This is a genomic window from Bacillus sp. 0209A (assembly GCF_036765095.1).
Classification (GTDB): Bacteria; Bacillota; Bacilli; order Bacillales; family Bacillaceae; genus Bacillus; species Bacillus subtilis_G.
The window spans coordinates 765,485-782,032 of record NZ_JBAIZV010000001.1 but is presented as its reverse complement, the minus strand read 5'-3'; the positions used below and the strand labels follow the sequence as shown (position 1 = coordinate 782,032).

The 16,548-nt window shown below is 43.8% G+C and carries 17 protein-coding genes and 1 pseudogene; 12 read left to right on the top strand and 6 right to left on the bottom strand.

Annotated elements, in window-relative coordinates:
• Nucleotides 1-24 precede the first annotated feature (24 nt).
• Nucleotides 25-303 carry a hypothetical protein gene (locus tag V6D44_RS03355; RefSeq protein WP_087990847.1) on the bottom strand — a complete coding sequence of 93 codons (279 nt, stop codon included), beginning with the start codon at nt 301-303 and terminating at the stop codon, nt 25-27.
• Between the two features lie 392 nt (nt 304-695).
• Between V6D44_RS03355 and V6D44_RS03350 the strand changes: the two are divergent.
• Together V6D44_RS03350 and V6D44_RS03345 are read left to right on the top strand one after the other, a co-directional pair.
• Nucleotides 696-1,884, top strand: a pseudogene (locus tag V6D44_RS03350) (cytochrome P450).
• A 20-nt stretch (nt 1,885-1,904) separates the two neighbouring features.
• Nucleotides 1,905-3,083: a glycosyltransferase gene (locus tag V6D44_RS03345; protein WP_087990848.1), complete on the top strand. Its 1,179-nt coding sequence runs from the start codon at nt 1,905-1,907 to the stop codon at nt 3,081-3,083.
• 42 nt (nt 3,084-3,125) lie between these two features.
• On the opposite strand, the gene V6D44_RS03340 is transcribed toward V6D44_RS03345, so the two are convergent.
• On the bottom strand, nt 3,126-3,314 hold the full coding sequence (locus tag V6D44_RS03340) for a hypothetical protein (RefSeq protein WP_087990849.1): 189 nt from the start codon (nt 3,312-3,314) through the stop codon (nt 3,126-3,128).
• Nucleotides 3,315-3,487: 173 nt separating this feature from the next.
• Here V6D44_RS03340 and V6D44_RS03335 point away from each other — a divergent pair, with 173 nt between their 5' ends.
• The gene (locus V6D44_RS03335; RefSeq protein ID WP_202328538.1) at nt 3,488-4,300 is read left to right on the top strand and encodes a uroporphyrinogen-III synthase; all 813 of its coding nucleotides are present in this window, start codon (nt 3,488-3,490) and stop codon (nt 4,298-4,300) included.
• A gap of 131 nt (nt 4,301-4,431) precedes the next feature.
• On the opposite strand, the gene V6D44_RS03330 is transcribed toward V6D44_RS03335, so the two are convergent.
• Nucleotides 4,432-5,223, bottom strand: a complete 792-nt coding sequence (locus V6D44_RS03330) for a DUF4931 domain-containing protein (RefSeq protein ID WP_087990851.1) — start codon at nt 5,221-5,223, stop codon at nt 4,432-4,434.
• Between the two features lie 362 nt (nt 5,224-5,585).
• Here V6D44_RS03330 and V6D44_RS03325 point away from each other — a divergent pair, with 362 nt between their 5' ends.
• The 6 genes from V6D44_RS03325 to V6D44_RS03300 are packed head-to-tail and all read left to right on the top strand — an operon-like array spanning nt 5,586 to nt 11,062.
• The gene (locus tag V6D44_RS03325; protein WP_087990852.1) at nt 5,586-6,545 is read left to right on the top strand and encodes a DMT family transporter; all 960 of its coding nucleotides are present in this window, start codon (nt 5,586-5,588) and stop codon (nt 6,543-6,545) included.
• A gap of 30 nt (nt 6,546-6,575) precedes the next feature.
• The gene (locus V6D44_RS03320; RefSeq protein WP_087990853.1) at nt 6,576-7,577 is read left to right on the top strand and encodes a hypothetical protein; all 1,002 of its coding nucleotides are present in this window, start codon (nt 6,576-6,578) and stop codon (nt 7,575-7,577) included.
• A gap of 2 nt (nt 7,578-7,579) precedes the next feature.
• Nucleotides 7,580-8,389: an alpha/beta fold hydrolase gene (locus V6D44_RS03315; protein WP_087990854.1), complete on the top strand. Its 810-nt coding sequence runs from the start codon at nt 7,580-7,582 to the stop codon at nt 8,387-8,389.
• A gap of 6 nt (nt 8,390-8,395) precedes the next feature.
• Nucleotides 8,396-9,505 (top strand): isocitrate/isopropylmalate dehydrogenase family protein, encoded by a 1,110-nt coding sequence (locus V6D44_RS03310; protein ID WP_087990855.1) that lies wholly within the window; start codon nt 8,396-8,398, stop codon nt 9,503-9,505.
• Nucleotides 9,506-9,518: 13 nt separating this feature from the next.
• A complete protein-coding gene (locus V6D44_RS03305) occupies nt 9,519-10,193 on the top strand; it encodes an RraA family protein (protein WP_087990856.1) in 675 nt (224 codons plus the stop codon).
• On the top strand, nt 10,190-11,062 hold the full coding sequence (locus V6D44_RS03300) for a DUF6282 family protein (RefSeq protein WP_087990857.1): 873 nt from the start codon (nt 10,190-10,192) through the stop codon (nt 11,060-11,062). Before V6D44_RS03305 ends, V6D44_RS03300 begins: the two co-directional genes overlap by 4 nt.
• Nucleotides 11,063-11,103: 41 nt before the next feature.
• On the opposite strand, the gene V6D44_RS03295 is transcribed toward V6D44_RS03300, so the two are convergent.
• The 3 genes from V6D44_RS03295 to V6D44_RS03285 form a co-directional block, all read right to left on the bottom strand.
• Entirely contained in the window at nt 11,104-11,856 is a 753-nt protein-coding gene (locus V6D44_RS03295) for an ABC transporter permease (protein WP_087990858.1), read from the bottom strand.
• Nucleotides 11,856-12,608 carry an ABC transporter ATP-binding protein gene (locus V6D44_RS03290; protein ID WP_087990859.1) on the bottom strand — a complete coding sequence of 251 codons (753 nt, stop codon included), beginning with the start codon at nt 12,606-12,608 and terminating at the stop codon, nt 11,856-11,858. The genes V6D44_RS03295 and V6D44_RS03290 overlap by 1 nt, the downstream gene beginning before the upstream one ends.
• 120 nt (nt 12,609-12,728) lie before the next feature.
• Nucleotides 12,729-13,703: a DMT family transporter gene (locus V6D44_RS03285; RefSeq protein ID WP_087990860.1), complete on the bottom strand. Its 975-nt coding sequence runs from the start codon at nt 13,701-13,703 to the stop codon at nt 12,729-12,731.
• A gap of 130 nt (nt 13,704-13,833) precedes the next feature.
• Here V6D44_RS03285 and V6D44_RS03280 point away from each other — a divergent pair, with 130 nt between their 5' ends.
• The 3 genes from V6D44_RS03280 to V6D44_RS03270 all read left to right on the top strand — a co-directional run bounded on the left by V6D44_RS03280 (nt 13,834) and on the right by V6D44_RS03270 (nt 16,363).
• Nucleotides 13,834-14,331, top strand: a complete 498-nt coding sequence (locus V6D44_RS03280; protein WP_087990861.1) for a cupin domain-containing protein — start codon at nt 13,834-13,836, stop codon at nt 14,329-14,331.
• Nucleotides 14,332-14,722: 391 nt separating this feature from the next.
• The gene (locus V6D44_RS03275) at nt 14,723-15,145 is read left to right on the top strand and encodes a DUF1641 domain-containing protein (protein WP_087990862.1); all 423 of its coding nucleotides are present in this window, start codon (nt 14,723-14,725) and stop codon (nt 15,143-15,145) included.
• Nucleotides 15,146-15,184: 39 nt separating this feature from the next.
• The gene (locus V6D44_RS03270) at nt 15,185-16,363 is read left to right on the top strand and encodes an NAD(P)/FAD-dependent oxidoreductase (RefSeq protein WP_087990863.1); all 1,179 of its coding nucleotides are present in this window, start codon (nt 15,185-15,187) and stop codon (nt 16,361-16,363) included.
• Nucleotides 16,364-16,548: the final 185 nt, after the last annotated feature.

Here is a 16,548-nt window from a genome sequence, read left to right as displayed (position 1 = left end):
AGAGCCCGGAAGGCTCTTTCTTTTTTATAGCGCAATATGTTTTTCGTTGGCGAGTTTCAGAAGGGTCAAAATAGAATCGGCTTGTTTATGGCCGAGTTTTTGCTTTAATTTGTTTTCTTCAACTAATCGATTGCCGTAAATCTCGACAGAAGCTTTGTCGACGACAGCATGCCAGTTTTCTTGATTTTTTTCCTCAACAAGCGGTTTTTCATGTCTCTCAGAAAAAGAGAACACAAACAATACAAATACAAGTGAAAGCAGGATGCCGACAAATTGTTTTTGGAAATCAGTCTGTGCTGCCATGTTGTTCTCTCCTTCACCTTTTACCTTCTATTTAATCATAAAGTCAGCTTGCTTTATATAATGGAAAAGTCATCTTTTTAAGTTAGTGCTATTGGTTGGAAATAGGGGTGTTTTCGCATCGGATCGTGTGCAATTGAATGCATATTGAATTTGCATGCCTATGCCTAACGTCACGTTGTGAGCCCAAATGGTAGTGCAGAATAGAAAAAAATTGAGAGATTATGGTAAGATGAACGGAATTCGAGAGGGAATATATGATGCCTGCATCGGACTTCATGATCGCCTGCCTGCTGTTATCAATCTGTCTATACTTGATTGTCCCTCTCTTTCTCGAAAGCGGGAGGTGAAGAGGAGCGCCAATTGCTGAATTCTTTCAAGGAGAGTGACAATACATGAATGTGTTAAACCGCCGGCAAGCCTTGCAGCGAGCACTGCTTAATGGAAAAAACAAACAGGATGCTTATCATCCGTTTCCGTGGTACGAATCGATGAGAAGGGATGCGCCTGTTTCCTATGATGAAGAAAACAACCAGGTGTGGAGCGTTTTTCTTTATAATGATGTCAAAAAAGTCATTGGAGATAAAGAGGTGTTTTCCAGCTATATGCCGCAGCAATCAAGCGCTATTGGGAATTCCATCATTAATATGGACCCGCCAAGGCATACGCAAATCCGTTCTGTAGTGAATAAAGCCTTCACACCGGTGTGATGAACAATGGGAACCGAGAATTCAGGAAATCACAGATGAACTGATTGAAACATGTCAGGGGCGAAGCGAGTTTGATCTTGTGCGCGATTTTTCATATCCGCTTCCGGTCATCGTGATATCTGAGCTGCTCGGGGTTCCTTCTGAGCATATGGAGCGTTTTAAAACATGGTCCGATCTTCTGGTCAGCACGCCGAAGGATAAAAGTGAAGAAGCTGAAAAAGCCTTTTTGGAAGAACGAAACAAGTGCGAGGAAGAACTGGCTGCGTTCTTTGCCAACATCATAGAAAAGCGAAACAAACCGGCACAGGATATCATTTCAATTTTAGTGAAAGCGGAAGAAACAGGCGAGAAGCTGTTCGGAGAAGAGCTGATTCCGTTTTGCACGCTGTTATTGGTGGCCGGGAATGAAACCACAACAAACCTGATTTCAAATGCGATGTACAGCATATTGGAAACGCCGGATGCTTACGAGGAACTGCGGTGCCATCCTGAACTAATGCCTCAGGCAGTGGAGGAAGCCCTGCGTTTCAGGGCGCCTGCACCGGTTTTGAGGCGCATTGCCAAGCGGGATACGGAGATTGGGGGACACCACATTAAAGAAGGTGATATGGTTCTGGCTTTTGTGGCGTCCGCAAATCGTGATGAAACGAAGTTTGACAGGGCGCACCTGTTTGATATTCACCGCCATCCCAATCCGCATATCGCGTTTGGACACGGCATCCATTTTTGTCTTGGGGCACCGCTTGCCCGTCTTGAAGCGAATATCGCGTTAACGTTTTTGATTTCTGCTTTTCCTCATATGGAATGTGTCAGTATCACGCCGATTGAAAACAGCGTGATATACGGATTAAAGAGCTTTCGTGTCAAAATTTAATCAATAAGGGGACTGGTTTCATGAAAAAGCACCATATTTCGATGATCAATATTCCGGCGTACGGGCATGTCAATCCTACGCTGGCATTAGTAGAGAAGCTTTGTGAGAGAGGGCATCGTGTCACGTATGCCACGACGGAGGAGTTCGCGCCTGCTGTTCAGAAAGCCGGCGGAGAAGCACTGATTTATCATACCTCGTTGAACATTGACCCTAAGCAAATCAGGGAGATGATGGAAAAGAATGACGCGCCGCTCAGTCTCTTAAAAGAATCACTGAGCATTCTGCCGCAGCTTGAGGAGTTATATCGAGATGATCAGCCTGATTTGATCATCTATGATTTTGTCGCGCTGGCTGGAAAATTGTTTGCTGACAAGCTCAATGTGCCCGCTGTCAAGCTTTGTTCATCATATGCCCAAAATGAATCCTTTCAGCTCGGAAGCGAAGACATGCTGAAAATGATAAAAGAGGCCGAGGCTGAATTTAAAGCCTACTTGGAGCAAGAGCAATTGCCGGTTGTTTCATTTGAACAATTAGCTGTGCCGGAAGCATTAAATATTGTCTTTATGCCGAAGTCTTTTCAAATCCAGCATGAGACGTTCGATGACCGTTTCTGTTTTGTCGGCCCTTCCCTTGGAAAACGGACGGAACAAGAAAGCCTGTTGATTGAAAAGGGTGATCGCCCGCTTATGCTGATTTCATTGGGAACGGCGTTTAACGCATGGCCGGAATTTTACAAGATGTGCATCGAGGCATTTCGGGATTCTTCGTGGCAAGTGATCATGTCGGTCGGGAAATCGATTGATCCTGAAAGCCTTGGTGACATCCCTGCTCACTTTACCATTCGCCAAAGCGTTCCGCAGCTTGAGGTGTTGGCGAAAGCCGATTTGTTTATTTCTCATGGCGGGATGAACAGTACGATGGAAGCGATGAATGCCGGTGTGCCGATTGTCGTCATTCCGCAAATGTATGAGCAGGAGCTCACCGCAAAGCGTGCCGACGAATTAGGCCTTGGCGTTTATTTGCCGAAAGAGGAAGTCACTGTTTCCAGGCTGCGGGAAGCAGTTCAGGCCGTATCCGGTGATCAAGAGGTGTTAAGCCGCGTTAAAAACATGCAAAAGGATGTAAAAGAAGCAGGCGGAGCGGAGCGTGCGGCGGCAGAGATTGAAGTGTTTATGAAAAAAACGGCTGTTCCGCAGTAAATCACAAAAACCGAAATCAAAAATTCGATTTCGGTTTTTTGTTTAGATATTTTTTTTCAACCCGCATCTCCGGCATTCTCTTAGAAATTTTCCGCCTTTTACAGAGCTTTTGAACAGTGTGTAATCACAATTGTCACAGCGCCCGCTGCGGACGTCCGGGTATTCATTGAATTCGTAAACGATCGATGTATCGTAGCCTTTTGTTTCATATTCTTCATTTTTTGTTTCCATGTCGATCCTCCGTTAGCAAACGTGTCTGCTGTTTATATTACAGCAAGCTTCCGGTGTATTCAATGGATTTTAGAGGTCTGGGTTTATCTTGATTTCTCCCTTGGTTTGCGCCACAATAGCTTTATTAAGCTCGTATACATAAAAAAATGATGCAAAGAGGAGAGGAAACGGGTATGGGAAAAGGGTTACATGGAAAACGCGTGGCGATCGGGGGTTCCCGAAAAATGGAAGAAATCAGCACAATCATTGAAAAACAGGGCGGAACTTCTGTCATCCGGCCTCTCCAAGGAACGGTTTATTTAGCTGAGAAGCAGGTGGAGCCGGATTTGCGGGCGTTTGCGGAGGAAAAAGCTGACTGGGTCATTTTCACGACAGGTATTGGCACAGAGACTCTTGTCGATATGGCAGAGAAAATTGGTATGAAAGAGGAGTTTCTGCAGGCGATTCGCCAAGCCAAAGCGGCATGCCGGGGATACAAAACGCTGTCTGTGCTGAAAAAGCTTGGGATCACACCGGAAGCTTCTGACGAAGACGGGACAACAAGAGGCTTAATCCGGTCCTTGGCGCCTTACGACTTTTCAGGAAAAACAGTTATGGTGCAGCTTCATGGAGAAAACGCGCCGGCCCTCATGGCATTTCTTGAAGAAAAGGGCGCGTCTGTCCTGCCGATTCTGCCTTATCAGCACATCCCGCCTGAGAAGGAAACAGTGGAGCAGTTATGCCGGGAGCTGATGAACGGTGAGATCGACGCCGTTTGTTTTACAACCGCAATTCAGGTTCGTTCCCTGTTTGACTTTGCCAAGGAGCGCGGCTATATCAATGAATTGAAGGCCGTATTCGAAGAGAGCGCCATCGCTGCGGCTGTCGGAAAAGTGACTGCTGAAGCACTGCGGGAAGAAGGCATCACGAGACTGCTTGCTCCGGAGATTGAGCGGATGGGCGCGATGATTATCGAGCTGTCTAAGTATTATGAAGAAAAGGAATAACCAGTGCAAAAAGCCGCTTTCCAAAAGGGAAGCGGCTTTTTTTGTATATCGGCAAAGACTGAAGCATGCAACAGGATATGAAAAACGCTCAGTTGCTTTTTTATACTGTCAAACTTCGAAGCATTCGTTTTCTATAGCACATTGTTTTCTTTCATCGAGGTATTCAGTTTTTTCTGCAATTCTTCTTTTATTTCATGTAATCGCTCATCTACCGAGACTTGCGGGATTTTATAGCCAACGAAGAAAGGGGAAACGACGAATCTCGGTACGATTTTGCAGATGATATGATGATTTGTATGATAGAAAAATAAATTATAGCTTGTACATTTATAGCTGAAATCTTGGGTTAAGTATGTAACAGCTGTTTGAATGTAATCAGCCATTAGGTCTGTATGCTCCAGCGAGTCACTTATGATGACGTTCATTTCAGTAAAACCCATAATCGGATCGCCCGACAGATTGAATTCAACTTGATTCGGATTCTCTGCAACCTTGATCCCTAGAAAATTCTCATATGAGAGCGATTCCATATAATCCGCATGTTTCAATCCGACAATCTGCATATGGGCGTGTTTTATACTGCCGCCTGAAAGCGGGCCATGGTTTTTATACAATATAACGCTTTTGTATTGAGGATCTTTTTCCATATGTATCAATTTTTCTAAACTAAACCGTATCAGTCTTCTCATTTTTTTATTGCTGTAAGTCGTTATATCTTCGTCGCACTGGCCTGTCTCCACAATCAGCGTTTGGTACGTATCTTGGATGGTGGGGTATTTATTTTCGAGCCAAATCATATCCCCGTCAGTTTCTAAAATGCCGGTAAGGTTATCGCGGTCACAAAAAGGACAGGCGTTTTGCTTATTGACAATGGTTTCCGGTTTTTGTGCACTGATATAGCTGGAAAAATATAATTTCTGCATTTGATAAAACGACCTTTCGAAATTTTCTAAATACCTTATGTCACTTTAACATTCTATATGGGTTACATTCTGCTTGCAATATTTTCTTTGTTTTTTGTTTAAAATCTCCAAAAAATAAAAGAATTCATTTTTTTTGAAAAATAATAAGGAGAGATGTACACGTTTCCATGATGCGTAAAACCTTGATTTATTAGGGTTTTAATGTGTTTTTTCGTAAGTCTAAAGTTGTTAATTCAAAATTAATAAAAATAAAAATTTTTTGAAAATAACAGTTTACAAATATTACCCTCCTGTGTATATTAGGAAATATCTTACGGAAAGGAGAAAATTGGGAGTATTTCAATAAAAGGAGAGAGGCGAACATGACAACATCCCATTTTAAGAAAGGCGTGCTTTTTTGCCTGATTGCAGGTATTTGTTTTGGAGCGCAATGGCCTGTAGCTGGAAGAGCCCTGAAACATATTGATCCATTCTTTTTTACACTGATACGTTATCTGATTGTGGCAGTCGTACTATCTATCATTCTGTTTTTTACAGAGGGAGCTAAAAGTTTTAAGACGGAAGGGAAACTGGTTCCGATTTGGTTTTATGGGAGTATGGCATTCTGCGCTTATAATTTTCTTGTGTTTTTAGGGCAAAAGATGGCAGGTGATAACGGGGCTATTTTAGGCTCTATATTAATGGCATTGATCCCGATGGTGTCACTGCTTGTTTTATGGGTTTACAAAAAGAACAGACCGGCGAATGTTACATTGCTTTTGGTTGCGGTGTCTTTCATCGGCGTATTGCTGGTTGTGACAAAAGGAGATATTGCTTTCTTTGCAAACAGCAATAAGCAGGCAGTTCCTATTATTTTAATGTCAATCAGCGTGTTAGCTTGGGTTCTTTATACAATTGGAGGCAGCAGCTTTCCAGAATGGTCATCCTTGCGTTACACCGCTTTGAGCTGTATTTACGGAAATGTCACATCCATTGTTGTAATTTCAATATTCGTAATCTTAGGAAAAGTAGAAGTACCTGCTGTCAATCAAGTCATGGAGATCAAATGGGAAATGATGTACATGAGTATTTTTGCAGGTGTTATCGGTGTGTTTGCATGGAATATCGGCAATAAGATACTGACACCGATTAACGGTTCTTTGTTTATGAACTTGGTTCCGATTGTGTCGTTTATGATTTCCATTATCACAGGCTATAAAATGTCGCCTGTTGAAGCGGGTGGAGCCTTCTTAACGATCGGTGCGATTGTGTTAAATAATATTTATCAGAGACGGCGTTCTGTGATGCCTGCGGTGAGGACAAGCAAAAAAGAAGCGGTATAACATCAAATCCAAACAAAAAGGGGTTTTAAGATGAGTATAAAATTAATGGATGTCACGTTAAGAGAATCAGTTCATGTTGAAGGGGCGAAGATCAATTTAGATGCTGCCCGTCAAGTCGTCAGCGGACTTTCAAAAGCGAATGTTGATTTTATCGAAATCGGATATGTGTCTTCGAACGAAGGGATGAATCTGCAAAGCTGCTGTCCGATTGAATACATAGAAGAAATGGCTTGCGCGATAGGTGCGGGGTCAAGCTCACAATTGGTGCTCATGCTGCATCCGGCACAATATCAAGAAGAATTTCTCGAACGGATGAAGCATCCTTCAGTCGGTATGGTCCGTTTATGCATTCCTCTTGCGAAAACGGATGCCAGCCTGCCGGTTATCAAAGAATTGAAAGCACACGGGATTCATGTCAGCGCAAACTTAATCAGGGCAAGTCACGCGAATATCCAAGATATCATCGTATTTACAGAAAAAGTTATAGAGGCGGGAGCCGATTACATTTACTTGGCTGATTCTAACGGAGCCATGATGCCGCCCGCTGTTTCATCTTTATTTACCAAGCTGAAAGAACACTCATCTGTAGAACTCGGTTTTCATCCTCATGACAATTTAGGCCTTGCTTCGGCAAATGCGATTGATGCGATTCAATGCGGTGTTCAGTTGATTGACGGAAGTTTATACGGTTTTGGGAAAGGACCGGGGAACCTGTGCATCGAGACATTTGCAGCGATACTCAATCGCTTAGACCTCAGCAAAAAATATGACATTTGTGAATTAATCCAGTTATCAAGACAAGCCTACTCCCTGTTCATCAATGATACATCAGAGAATTCCTTCTATGACAAAGAGGAAGGGATTTTGTCGGGACTGCATAATTTGAATTTAGATGTACTGGACACGCTCGATAGAATGGCACAATCAAGCGGCCTTAAATTATTGGATCTATTAGTCATTTTAGAAAAGCAGACGTTGGTTAATCGTGCGGAATTTGCGCTGCGAAGCACCGAGCTGAGTCAAGTAGGGTGAGTATGATGATGAACAAAGAAAATGTAAAACGCAGCTGGAAACTAGAGCTAGGAACCGGAGACAGAGTGATTTTGGTTTTGCCAAGAATGGACGCAGACGCATTAAGCCGGGAAGAATGGATGGTGTCACTTGCGCCGTACATGAACGACTATACATTTATCATTCTAGATGTTCCGGAAAAACTGATTCAAGAAAATAAGGAAAAAGATTCATTTACTGTTCCTGAATTGGCTCGGTGGGCACATGATTATGTCAAAAAGAACAACATCACACCTTATATGATTTGGGGCTTTTCTCTCGGCGGGATGATGGCTCAGTATTTAAGCACGTTCAATGAATATGCAGACACTCCTATTTTATTGGTGTCCACCATGCTTTATCCAAATAAAAAATTAAAGGCGGTCTTTTCCACATGGTATATGCTTTGCGACAAATTTGGCGTCAAAGGGCTTCAAGCGGGTCTGGTGCCATGGGTCGTAAAAGAAAGCGAGCTGCCGATATTCCGATTGGAGACAACAGACATAGAAGATGAGGCGATTGCCGTTGCCAAAATGAAAGCCGGTGTGCAAGCCATTATAAACCATAACGGCAAAACATATCATGATCAGATGAAGTCGCCGATTCAAATCATTTTCGGAGAAGAATCGATATTATTAGGGAAAGAAGAGTCCGAATACTTCGAAAAATATATGCCGCAGGCGAACATTCATTTTATCCAAAACAGCGGTATGCGCATGTTTGGTGAAAAACCAGACGAAGTCAAACAAGTAATCGAAAAATTTATTGATTCACATTTTGGAGCAGAGGTGTAAAAACATATGGCAAAAATTACAGCAGCGGTTTTACCAGGAGATGGAATCGGTCCTGAGGTTATCGAATGCAGTTTACCGGTATTTGATCGATTAGGTGTCGATATTGATTTAAAGTTCGGTGATATCGGATGGGAGTTTTGGAAAAAAGAAGGTGACCCAGTTCCGCAAAGAACGTGGGATTTAATTGAAAAAAGTGATGTGACATTATTAGGCGCAATCACCAGCAAACCTCACGCCCAGGGCTTAAAAGAATTAGATCCGTCATTACAAGATCAAAACCTGAAGTATGTCTCGCCTGTCATTCAGCTGCGACAAAAATTAAATTTGTTCGCGAATGTGCGTCCGGCTTATAGTTTAGACCATCAGCAATCTAAGAAGTTTAGAATGACCGTTATTCGCGAAAATACAGAGGGACTTTATGCGGGACTCGACTTTTCACCTATTCCCAAAGACCTGTTTGATTTTATTCAGGCAAACAAGAACGGACTAAATAATTGGCAGCTTGACGGGGAAGATGATGGCGGCGCCGCAATTCGGCTGATTACGAAAAACGGCTTAAGGCGGTTGTTGAAGTTTGCCTTTGAATGGGCGAAAAAATACAACTACCAACGAGTGACGTGGTCAGATAAGCCAAATGTGATGAGACAGTCCGGTCAGTTTGCGTTAACCATTTTAGAAGAAGTGGCGAAGGACTACCCAGAAGTGGATTGGGAGGTCCAAAACGTTGATGCGACAGCGATGTGGATGGTGAAAGATCCGGGACATTTCGGCGTCATTGTCAGTGAAAATCAATTCGGCGACATCCTCTCCGATCTCGGGGCGGGAATCATGGGCGGCTTAGGCCTTGCACCGAGTTCAAACTTCGGGTACGAGAATGCTTATTTTGAACCGGTACACGGCTCAGCCCCAAAACATGCCGGTAAAATGAAAGTGAATCCGATGGCTCAATTTTTAACCATTTCTCTTTTGCTTGAGCATTGCGGATATATGGAAGAAAGCATGCGGATCAAAACCGCTGTCAATAAAGTGTTAAAAGAAGGAAAAACGCTAACGTACGATTTAGGCGGTATCGCAAGCACAAAAGAAACGGCAAATGCCATCATTCAAAACTGCTAGGAGGACCAAATAAGTGGATAATCAACAAATCATAAAAGAATTGAAATCGTTTGATACGCCGACGATTTCTGACGCATTGGACAGTTTACATATAGATGGCGGATTATGCGGTATCGTACCGCGAAACACGTCTGCAAATATTTGCGGAACAGCGTTTACAGTGGAATACAGAGACCCGAACGAAGAGGAACAGCAAGTTGCCAAAGCAGCCGATTTCATTGATGCGGCTGAAGAGGATTCAGTCGTTATTCTTGCTAATAACGGCCGTGCGGATTGTACCGTATGGGGCAACATTTTAACTCAATTGGCTATTCAAAAGAAAATCGCGGGCACTGTAATAGATGGTGCTTGCCGTGATATTGATTATATTCGAGAAACGGAGTACGCCATGTTCAGTAAATCTGTCTATATGAAAACGGGAAAAGGCCGAACGAAAAAAACAGCCCATCAGGTGCCCGTCACGATCAGCGGTACGGTCATTCAGCCGAACGATTTTGTTCGCGCGGACCAAAATGGAGTGATCGTCATTCCCCAAGACGTTGCCGAAGAAGTCATCAAGCGTTCCAGAGCCATTGAAGAAACGGAAGAAAAAATCAAAGAAGCCGTTTCTCGAGGCATACATTTAAAAGAAGCGCGTGAAATGTATAACTATCATCGCCCTTGGGAGAATGAAGTGACAGCCAAATGAAGCTTGAGCGATTTTTAGATCTTCATGTCCACGCATGGCCTGATACGTACAATAGAAGATATACGATTTTTAATCTGGGTGAAGAATTAAAAGCGAACAATGGTGCAGCCGTTATGAAAAGCCATTTGATGGCCACAACGCCGCTTGCGCATGCGGCCCGGGAGATGGGTCTTCCGCTCTTTGGGTCTATTACATTGAACCAGTATAACGGCGGTATCAACCGTGCGGTGGTTGAAGCAGCGATTGCTGCAAACGGCCCGGATCATTCTTCAATGATGATTTGGTTTCCCACTTTGACCATACCGTCAAACAAACCAAAAACAAAACAAACAACATCTCACCCGGTTTTAGCTGAACATACAGTGAAATATGAAAGGGTCAGCGAAAACGGAAAATTGCGTCAAGAAACAAAGGAAGTCATTCAAACAGCATCGGCGTTTAACATTCCATTAGCGACAGGCCACTCCTCAAAAGAAGAAGTGTATATGCTAATTGAAGAAACAGAAAAGCAAAAATGTAAGCTGATGATTACTCACCCGTTTTACCAGTGCACGAATTTTACAATGGCTGAGGTCATCGACATGCTGTCTTCTTCAAAAAACGTCTATGTTGAATTTGCTGTTTTAATGAGCAAAATCGGTTACGATCGGCACGAGGATTTAGTTGAAGTGCTGAAAACATGGGGAACAGATCGCATATGCGTATCGACGGATTTCGGTCAGTTAAAGAATGGGACAGTGACTGAGGCATATACGGAATATGTGACAGAGGTAAAAAAAGCTGCTGAAGCAAACGGATTTGATTTCAATCAAAAAATCGCTGATGAGATTTGTTATTTGAACCCAACTGCTTTTTTAGGCGTGAAATAAAGATGAGCCCTTCCGTTTCGGGAAGGGCTCATCTTTTTCGGTTATCCATTTTCCTTCAGCTGCTGATGCGCTGTGAATAATGACGGGTATGTCAGCACACTTAAGATCACACATGTCAGTGCGGCTGACGCCATCGTTGTAAATACGATTAAGAGCTGAAAGCGTACCGCCTGAATCGGGTCCGCGCCCGCTAAAATCTGCCCGGTCATCATGCCTGGAAGCTGAACAAGCCCCAGCGTTTTCTGGCTTTCCAGCGTCGGGATCATACTCATTTTCATCGCTGAAGTAAGAATACGCTGTATGGATTGCTTCGGTGTGCCCCCAAGAGACAGTATCAATTGTATCTCTTCTTTGCGAACGCCGATTTCTGAGCTAAGCCGGTTTAAAAACAGACTTGCGAGCACCATCGAATTTCCGATGACCATCCCGCTGATCGGAATGACATATCGAGCGGTAAGCGGAATGATGTGAAGAGACAGCAAAATTCCCTGCGTCACAATTTCTACAATCGCTAACGCTGCGAACACTCTCCAAAACGAACCAACTGTATTTTTCTTTCGTTTGATGACATTTTGCGCCGCCACTGCCAGCATTAACAGCACCATCAGCAAAATAAACACAGGGTGGTCTCCGCGGAAAATCAGCGACAGTACATAACCGATGACAAGCAGCTGTACCGCGGCCCGGATCGTGGCGATGATCATGTCTTTTTCAACGCCGGCTTTAAAGGATTTTGATAAAAACAAGGCGATCAAAACAAAGATCATCGTTAAAGAGAGGGAAAGGTAATCCATTACCGGGTGCCTCCCTTCAAAAATTCTTTGGCTGCTTCATGCTGCGGATCGGAGAAAAAGGTTTCGGCTGCTGCGATTTCTAGAAGCCGGCCATCCGCCATAAACCAAATGGTATCGGCAACTCGTTTTGCTTGCTCCATATTATGAGTCACCCACATGACTGTCCATTTTTTCTCTTGATGCTGACGTTTGATCAGTTCTTCAATCTCAAGAGCAGAAACCGGGTCCAAGGCCGATGTGATTTCGTCCAGCAATAGAATAGAGGAAGGATTAGTGAGCGTTCTGGCTAGTGACAGCCGTTGCCGCTGCCCGCCCGATAAATCCTTGGCGCTTCTGTCTAACAGCTCTGGCGGGAGCCCTGTAAGAGAAGCGAGCTCTTCAGGGGAGTACAGCTGGGATTGATGCAGCCTTTGGACCAGACTTAGATTATCTCGCACTGTCCCGTCGAGGACGGGGGCTGATTGAAACGCGAGGGCTGCCGTTCGCCTTAGCTCATTGACATTCCAATGCCTGACTTCCTTTCCGTATATGTTTACTTCGCCGCTATCAGGCGTTCTCATTAAATTGCACATGGACAGGAGAGTGCTTTTGCCTGAACCGGAAGGGCCTAAAACGGCTGCGATGACGCCCTGTTGAATGTCTCCGGTGACATCTTGCAACACATCAGAGGTTTGTCCATCTTGTTCATAGCTTTTTCTAACTGATCTGAAGGAGATGGCTGGCTTGTTTTGTGTTTGATTGTTTGCTTCCATTACAATAATCACCTTTCAGTAAAGTAGGCTGATACTATATGTAAATATAACGTGAAACAGATATCTTTTGGGATAGCAATAATAAAAGAGAACAGGTTTTCACCCATTCTCCGGCAGATGCTACGCGGTCAGATTTGACTGTGTTTTCTTTTTCAGTTTTCCCGGTTGTGAAGCAAAGGTGTGCAATACCATCCCCGCCATAATAATGAATAAACCGGCAAATGATAATAGGGATGGGAAAACGCCTGACAGCAGAACAATTTCACCAAGCAGCGCGAAAATCACTTCACCGGATTGGGTTGCTTCAACGGCCGCGAGCTTTTGCGGATTGTTTCTTACCATATCAGTTGCCCAGAAAAATAAAACGGTGGCAATGACGCCTGAGCTGACGGCCACGATGAAGGATTGAACGGTTTGCCCCGCTGTCGGAAGGCCGTCTGACCACCAGCCGTAAGCTGCTGCTATAAGCCAGAACGGAAGGCTAGCCAAGGTCATTCCCAGCACACGCTGAAATGTATCAAGCCGGCCTCCGTATTCCTCGAGCATCCTCCGGTTCCCTAACGGATAGGCAAAAGCCGCAATGACAACCGGCAGCACACTGAAAAGCAGTGTCTTCCCAGAAAGCGATTCTGCATGCTGAAGCTGAATGAGCGCCGCTCCGATCAGAATGATCACGGACGTGCCAAGTGAAACAAGGGGAATCTTTTGCCGAACGAGCTGCGGGCCTCCCGGCATATCTTTTTTGACATAAAAAAGTGGAGATAGGAGCACACCGGCTACAATGGTGATTTGCCAAGTTCCGGCTACAAGCCACCCGGGACCGTATGCGGCCGCAAATGTGATCGGCGCGTAAAAAAGCACGAAGCCGACAAAGCTCCATTTGATCCAAAAAAACGGCTTTTTCCGCATTTCTTGTAAGAGAGGGGCGAATGTCCCTCTTATGATGACAATCAAACATAAAAACGGCACCATAAAAATAAAGCGCAGCGAAGAGCTCCAAAGCCAGCTGCCTCCGGATAATTCCATCGCTCTGTTTAAAATAAAGGTAACGGCGAAAAAGAGTGAAGCCAATATTCCGATAACGATTGCTTTCATGATATCCCTCATTCTGGCATTATTTTTTATACTATACTATTCGGTATCGCCCAGATCAATGGATTCGTGAGAAAACAAACATGTTTTACAAACCGCTATGTGTGGAAGACAAAAAATGGAGGTGGCATTGATGGAAGCAGAGACACAGACGTATTTCTTTCAGGATGACGGCAGGATTCCGAATCACCCTGATTTTCCGCTTATTGTGTATCAAAACGCACTCAAGGACACCGGTCGGGCAGAGCAGATGGTCAATCGGCATGGCTGGTCAAACAGCTGGTCAGGGAGTGTTTTTCCATACCATCACTATCACAGCAATACGCATGAAGTCCTGATTGCAGTCCGGGGAGAGGCTGTGATTCAATTTGGGGGAGAAAAAGGGGCCGCCATTCCTATCAAATCGGGCGACGCAGTCGTGATTCCAGCCGGAGTCGGCCATAAAAAGCTAAGCGCAAGCTCCGATTTTACCGTCATTGGCGCTTATCCGGGAGGCGTTCAGTATGATATGAAGACGGGAGAGCCAAGTGAAAGAGAGGAAGCGATGAAACAGATCAAGCAGGTGTCATTGCCGGAGAACGACCCGATCACAGGAAAAAAAGCGCCTCTTTTAAAAATATGGGTAAAGTGAAGGGGAGAAAATTGCCGGATTGTCAATAACTAGTGCCGCAGAAACGTTATGACACGGGCTCCATCTAAATTAATTTCATAATCGAAGCAATTCACGTTCAAATTTTGTTCAAAAAGTGTTATCATATAGAAGGTAATCGAATTGGAGTTTTTTGTGTTTGCTATTTTCAGAGAGAGTAAAGGATTTTTGACTTATTCAATTGTTTATTTTTGAGATAAAAATAATACTGAATATGGCAAGATGAAAAACTGGGTAGTAAACATTTATTTTTGTAAATGATTGTGCATGAATTCACAATCCTTATTCTTATGCTTTCAAGTATGAGATCAGGGAGAGGCACTACCCTTTCCAAAAAAATCTGCAAACTGCTTATAGTAAAGGAGAATTGGATATGCCAGAAACAATCGATCAAACAAATGCGTCTGTCAGCCAAAGCCAGCAAGATCTTATTGATCAGCTGTTAAAGCCAGAAGTTCAAGAATCACTGACTGTTTTAGTTGACCAGCTTCCAAAGCTGACTGAGTTAGTGAATATTTTAACGAAGTCTTATGATTTCGCTCAGTCTGTAGCAACTGACGAAGTGTTAAAAAGCGACACTGTCAGTGCGATCACTGAAATGCTTGAGCCTGTAAAAGAAACAGCGAAAGAAGTGGCTGCGACTGCAATCGAAGCGAAAGACCGCGCTGATGCAAGCAGTGAAACGATTGGTCTATTCGGCCTGTTACGCATGCTGAAAGATCCTCAAGCTCAAAAGCTGTTCCGTTTTGCTAACAGCTACCTTGAAGTCATGAACGAACGCGAAAACCAAAAATAATCTCAGATTCAAATTGATATAAAGGACGGAGGATATACGATGTCAAAACATATTGTCATTCTAGGCGCTGGTTATGGCGGAGTTCTTTCTGCTCTAACAGTTCGCAAACATTACACAAAAGAACAAGCAAAAGTGACAGTGGTAAACAAATACCCAACTCACCAAATCATTACGGAATTACACCGTCTTGCAGCAGGAAACGTGTCTGAAAAAGCGATTGCAATGCCATTAGAAAAACTTTTCAAAGGTAAAGACATTGACCTTAAAATTGCGGAAGTAAGCTCTTTCTCTGTTGATAAAAAAGAAGTAGCGCTTGCTGACGGTTCTGCATTATCTTACGATGCGCTTGTTGTAGGTCTTGGTTCTGTAACAGCTTACTTCGGCATCCCGGGTCTTGAAGAAAACAGCATGGTATTGAAATCTGCTGCCGATGCGAACAAAGTCTTCCAGCATGTTGAAGATCGTGTGCGCGAGTACGCTCAAACGAAAAACGAAGCTGATGCAACAATCCTTATCGGCGGAGGCGGCTTAACAGGTGTTGAGCTTGTCGGTGAGCTTGCTGACATCATGCCGAACCTTACGAAAAAATACGGCGTAGACCATAAAGAAATCAAATTGAAACTGGTTGAAGCAGGTCCGAAAATCCTTCCTGTTCTTCCGGATGATCTGATCGAACGCGCGACTGCAAGCCTTGAAAAACGCGGCGTTGAGTTCTTAACAGGTCTTCCTGTTACAAATGTGGAAGGTAACGTGATTGATCTGAAAGACGGATCTAAAGTTGTTGCCAACACATTTGTTTGGACTGGCGGCGTACAAGGCAACCCATTAGTCGGTGAATCAGGTCTTGAAGTGAACCGCGGACGCGCGACAGTAAATGACTTCCTGCAATCTACATCTCATGAAGATGTATTCGTTGCCGGAGACAGCGCAGTTTACTTCGCTCCAGACGGCCGCCCATACCCGCCGACTGCACAAATCGCATGGCAAATGGGTGAGCTGATCGGTTACAACCTATTCGCTTACTTAGAAGGCAAAACGCTTGAAACATTCAATCCAGTAAACTCTGGTACACTTGCAAGCCTTGGACGCAAAGACGCGGTTGCCATCATTGGTGAAAATTCTACACCGCTTAAAGGTCTTCCTGCTTCCTTGATGAAAGAAGCAAGTAACGTACGCTACTTAACACATATTAAAGGACTTTTCAGTCTGGCTTACTAATCTTATCTTAAAGAATCGACATTGCAGGAAGCGTTCCTCACGGAGTGTTTTCCGGCGATGTCTTTTTTTTCACTTGTTTGCTAACGTTAACATTTCATTTTCAAAAAGAGATTGATCGCAGAGGAATATAAAGGTAAAATAAAGCTAAATCAAAATGTTCACGTTAACATTTTGAAATCGAATGA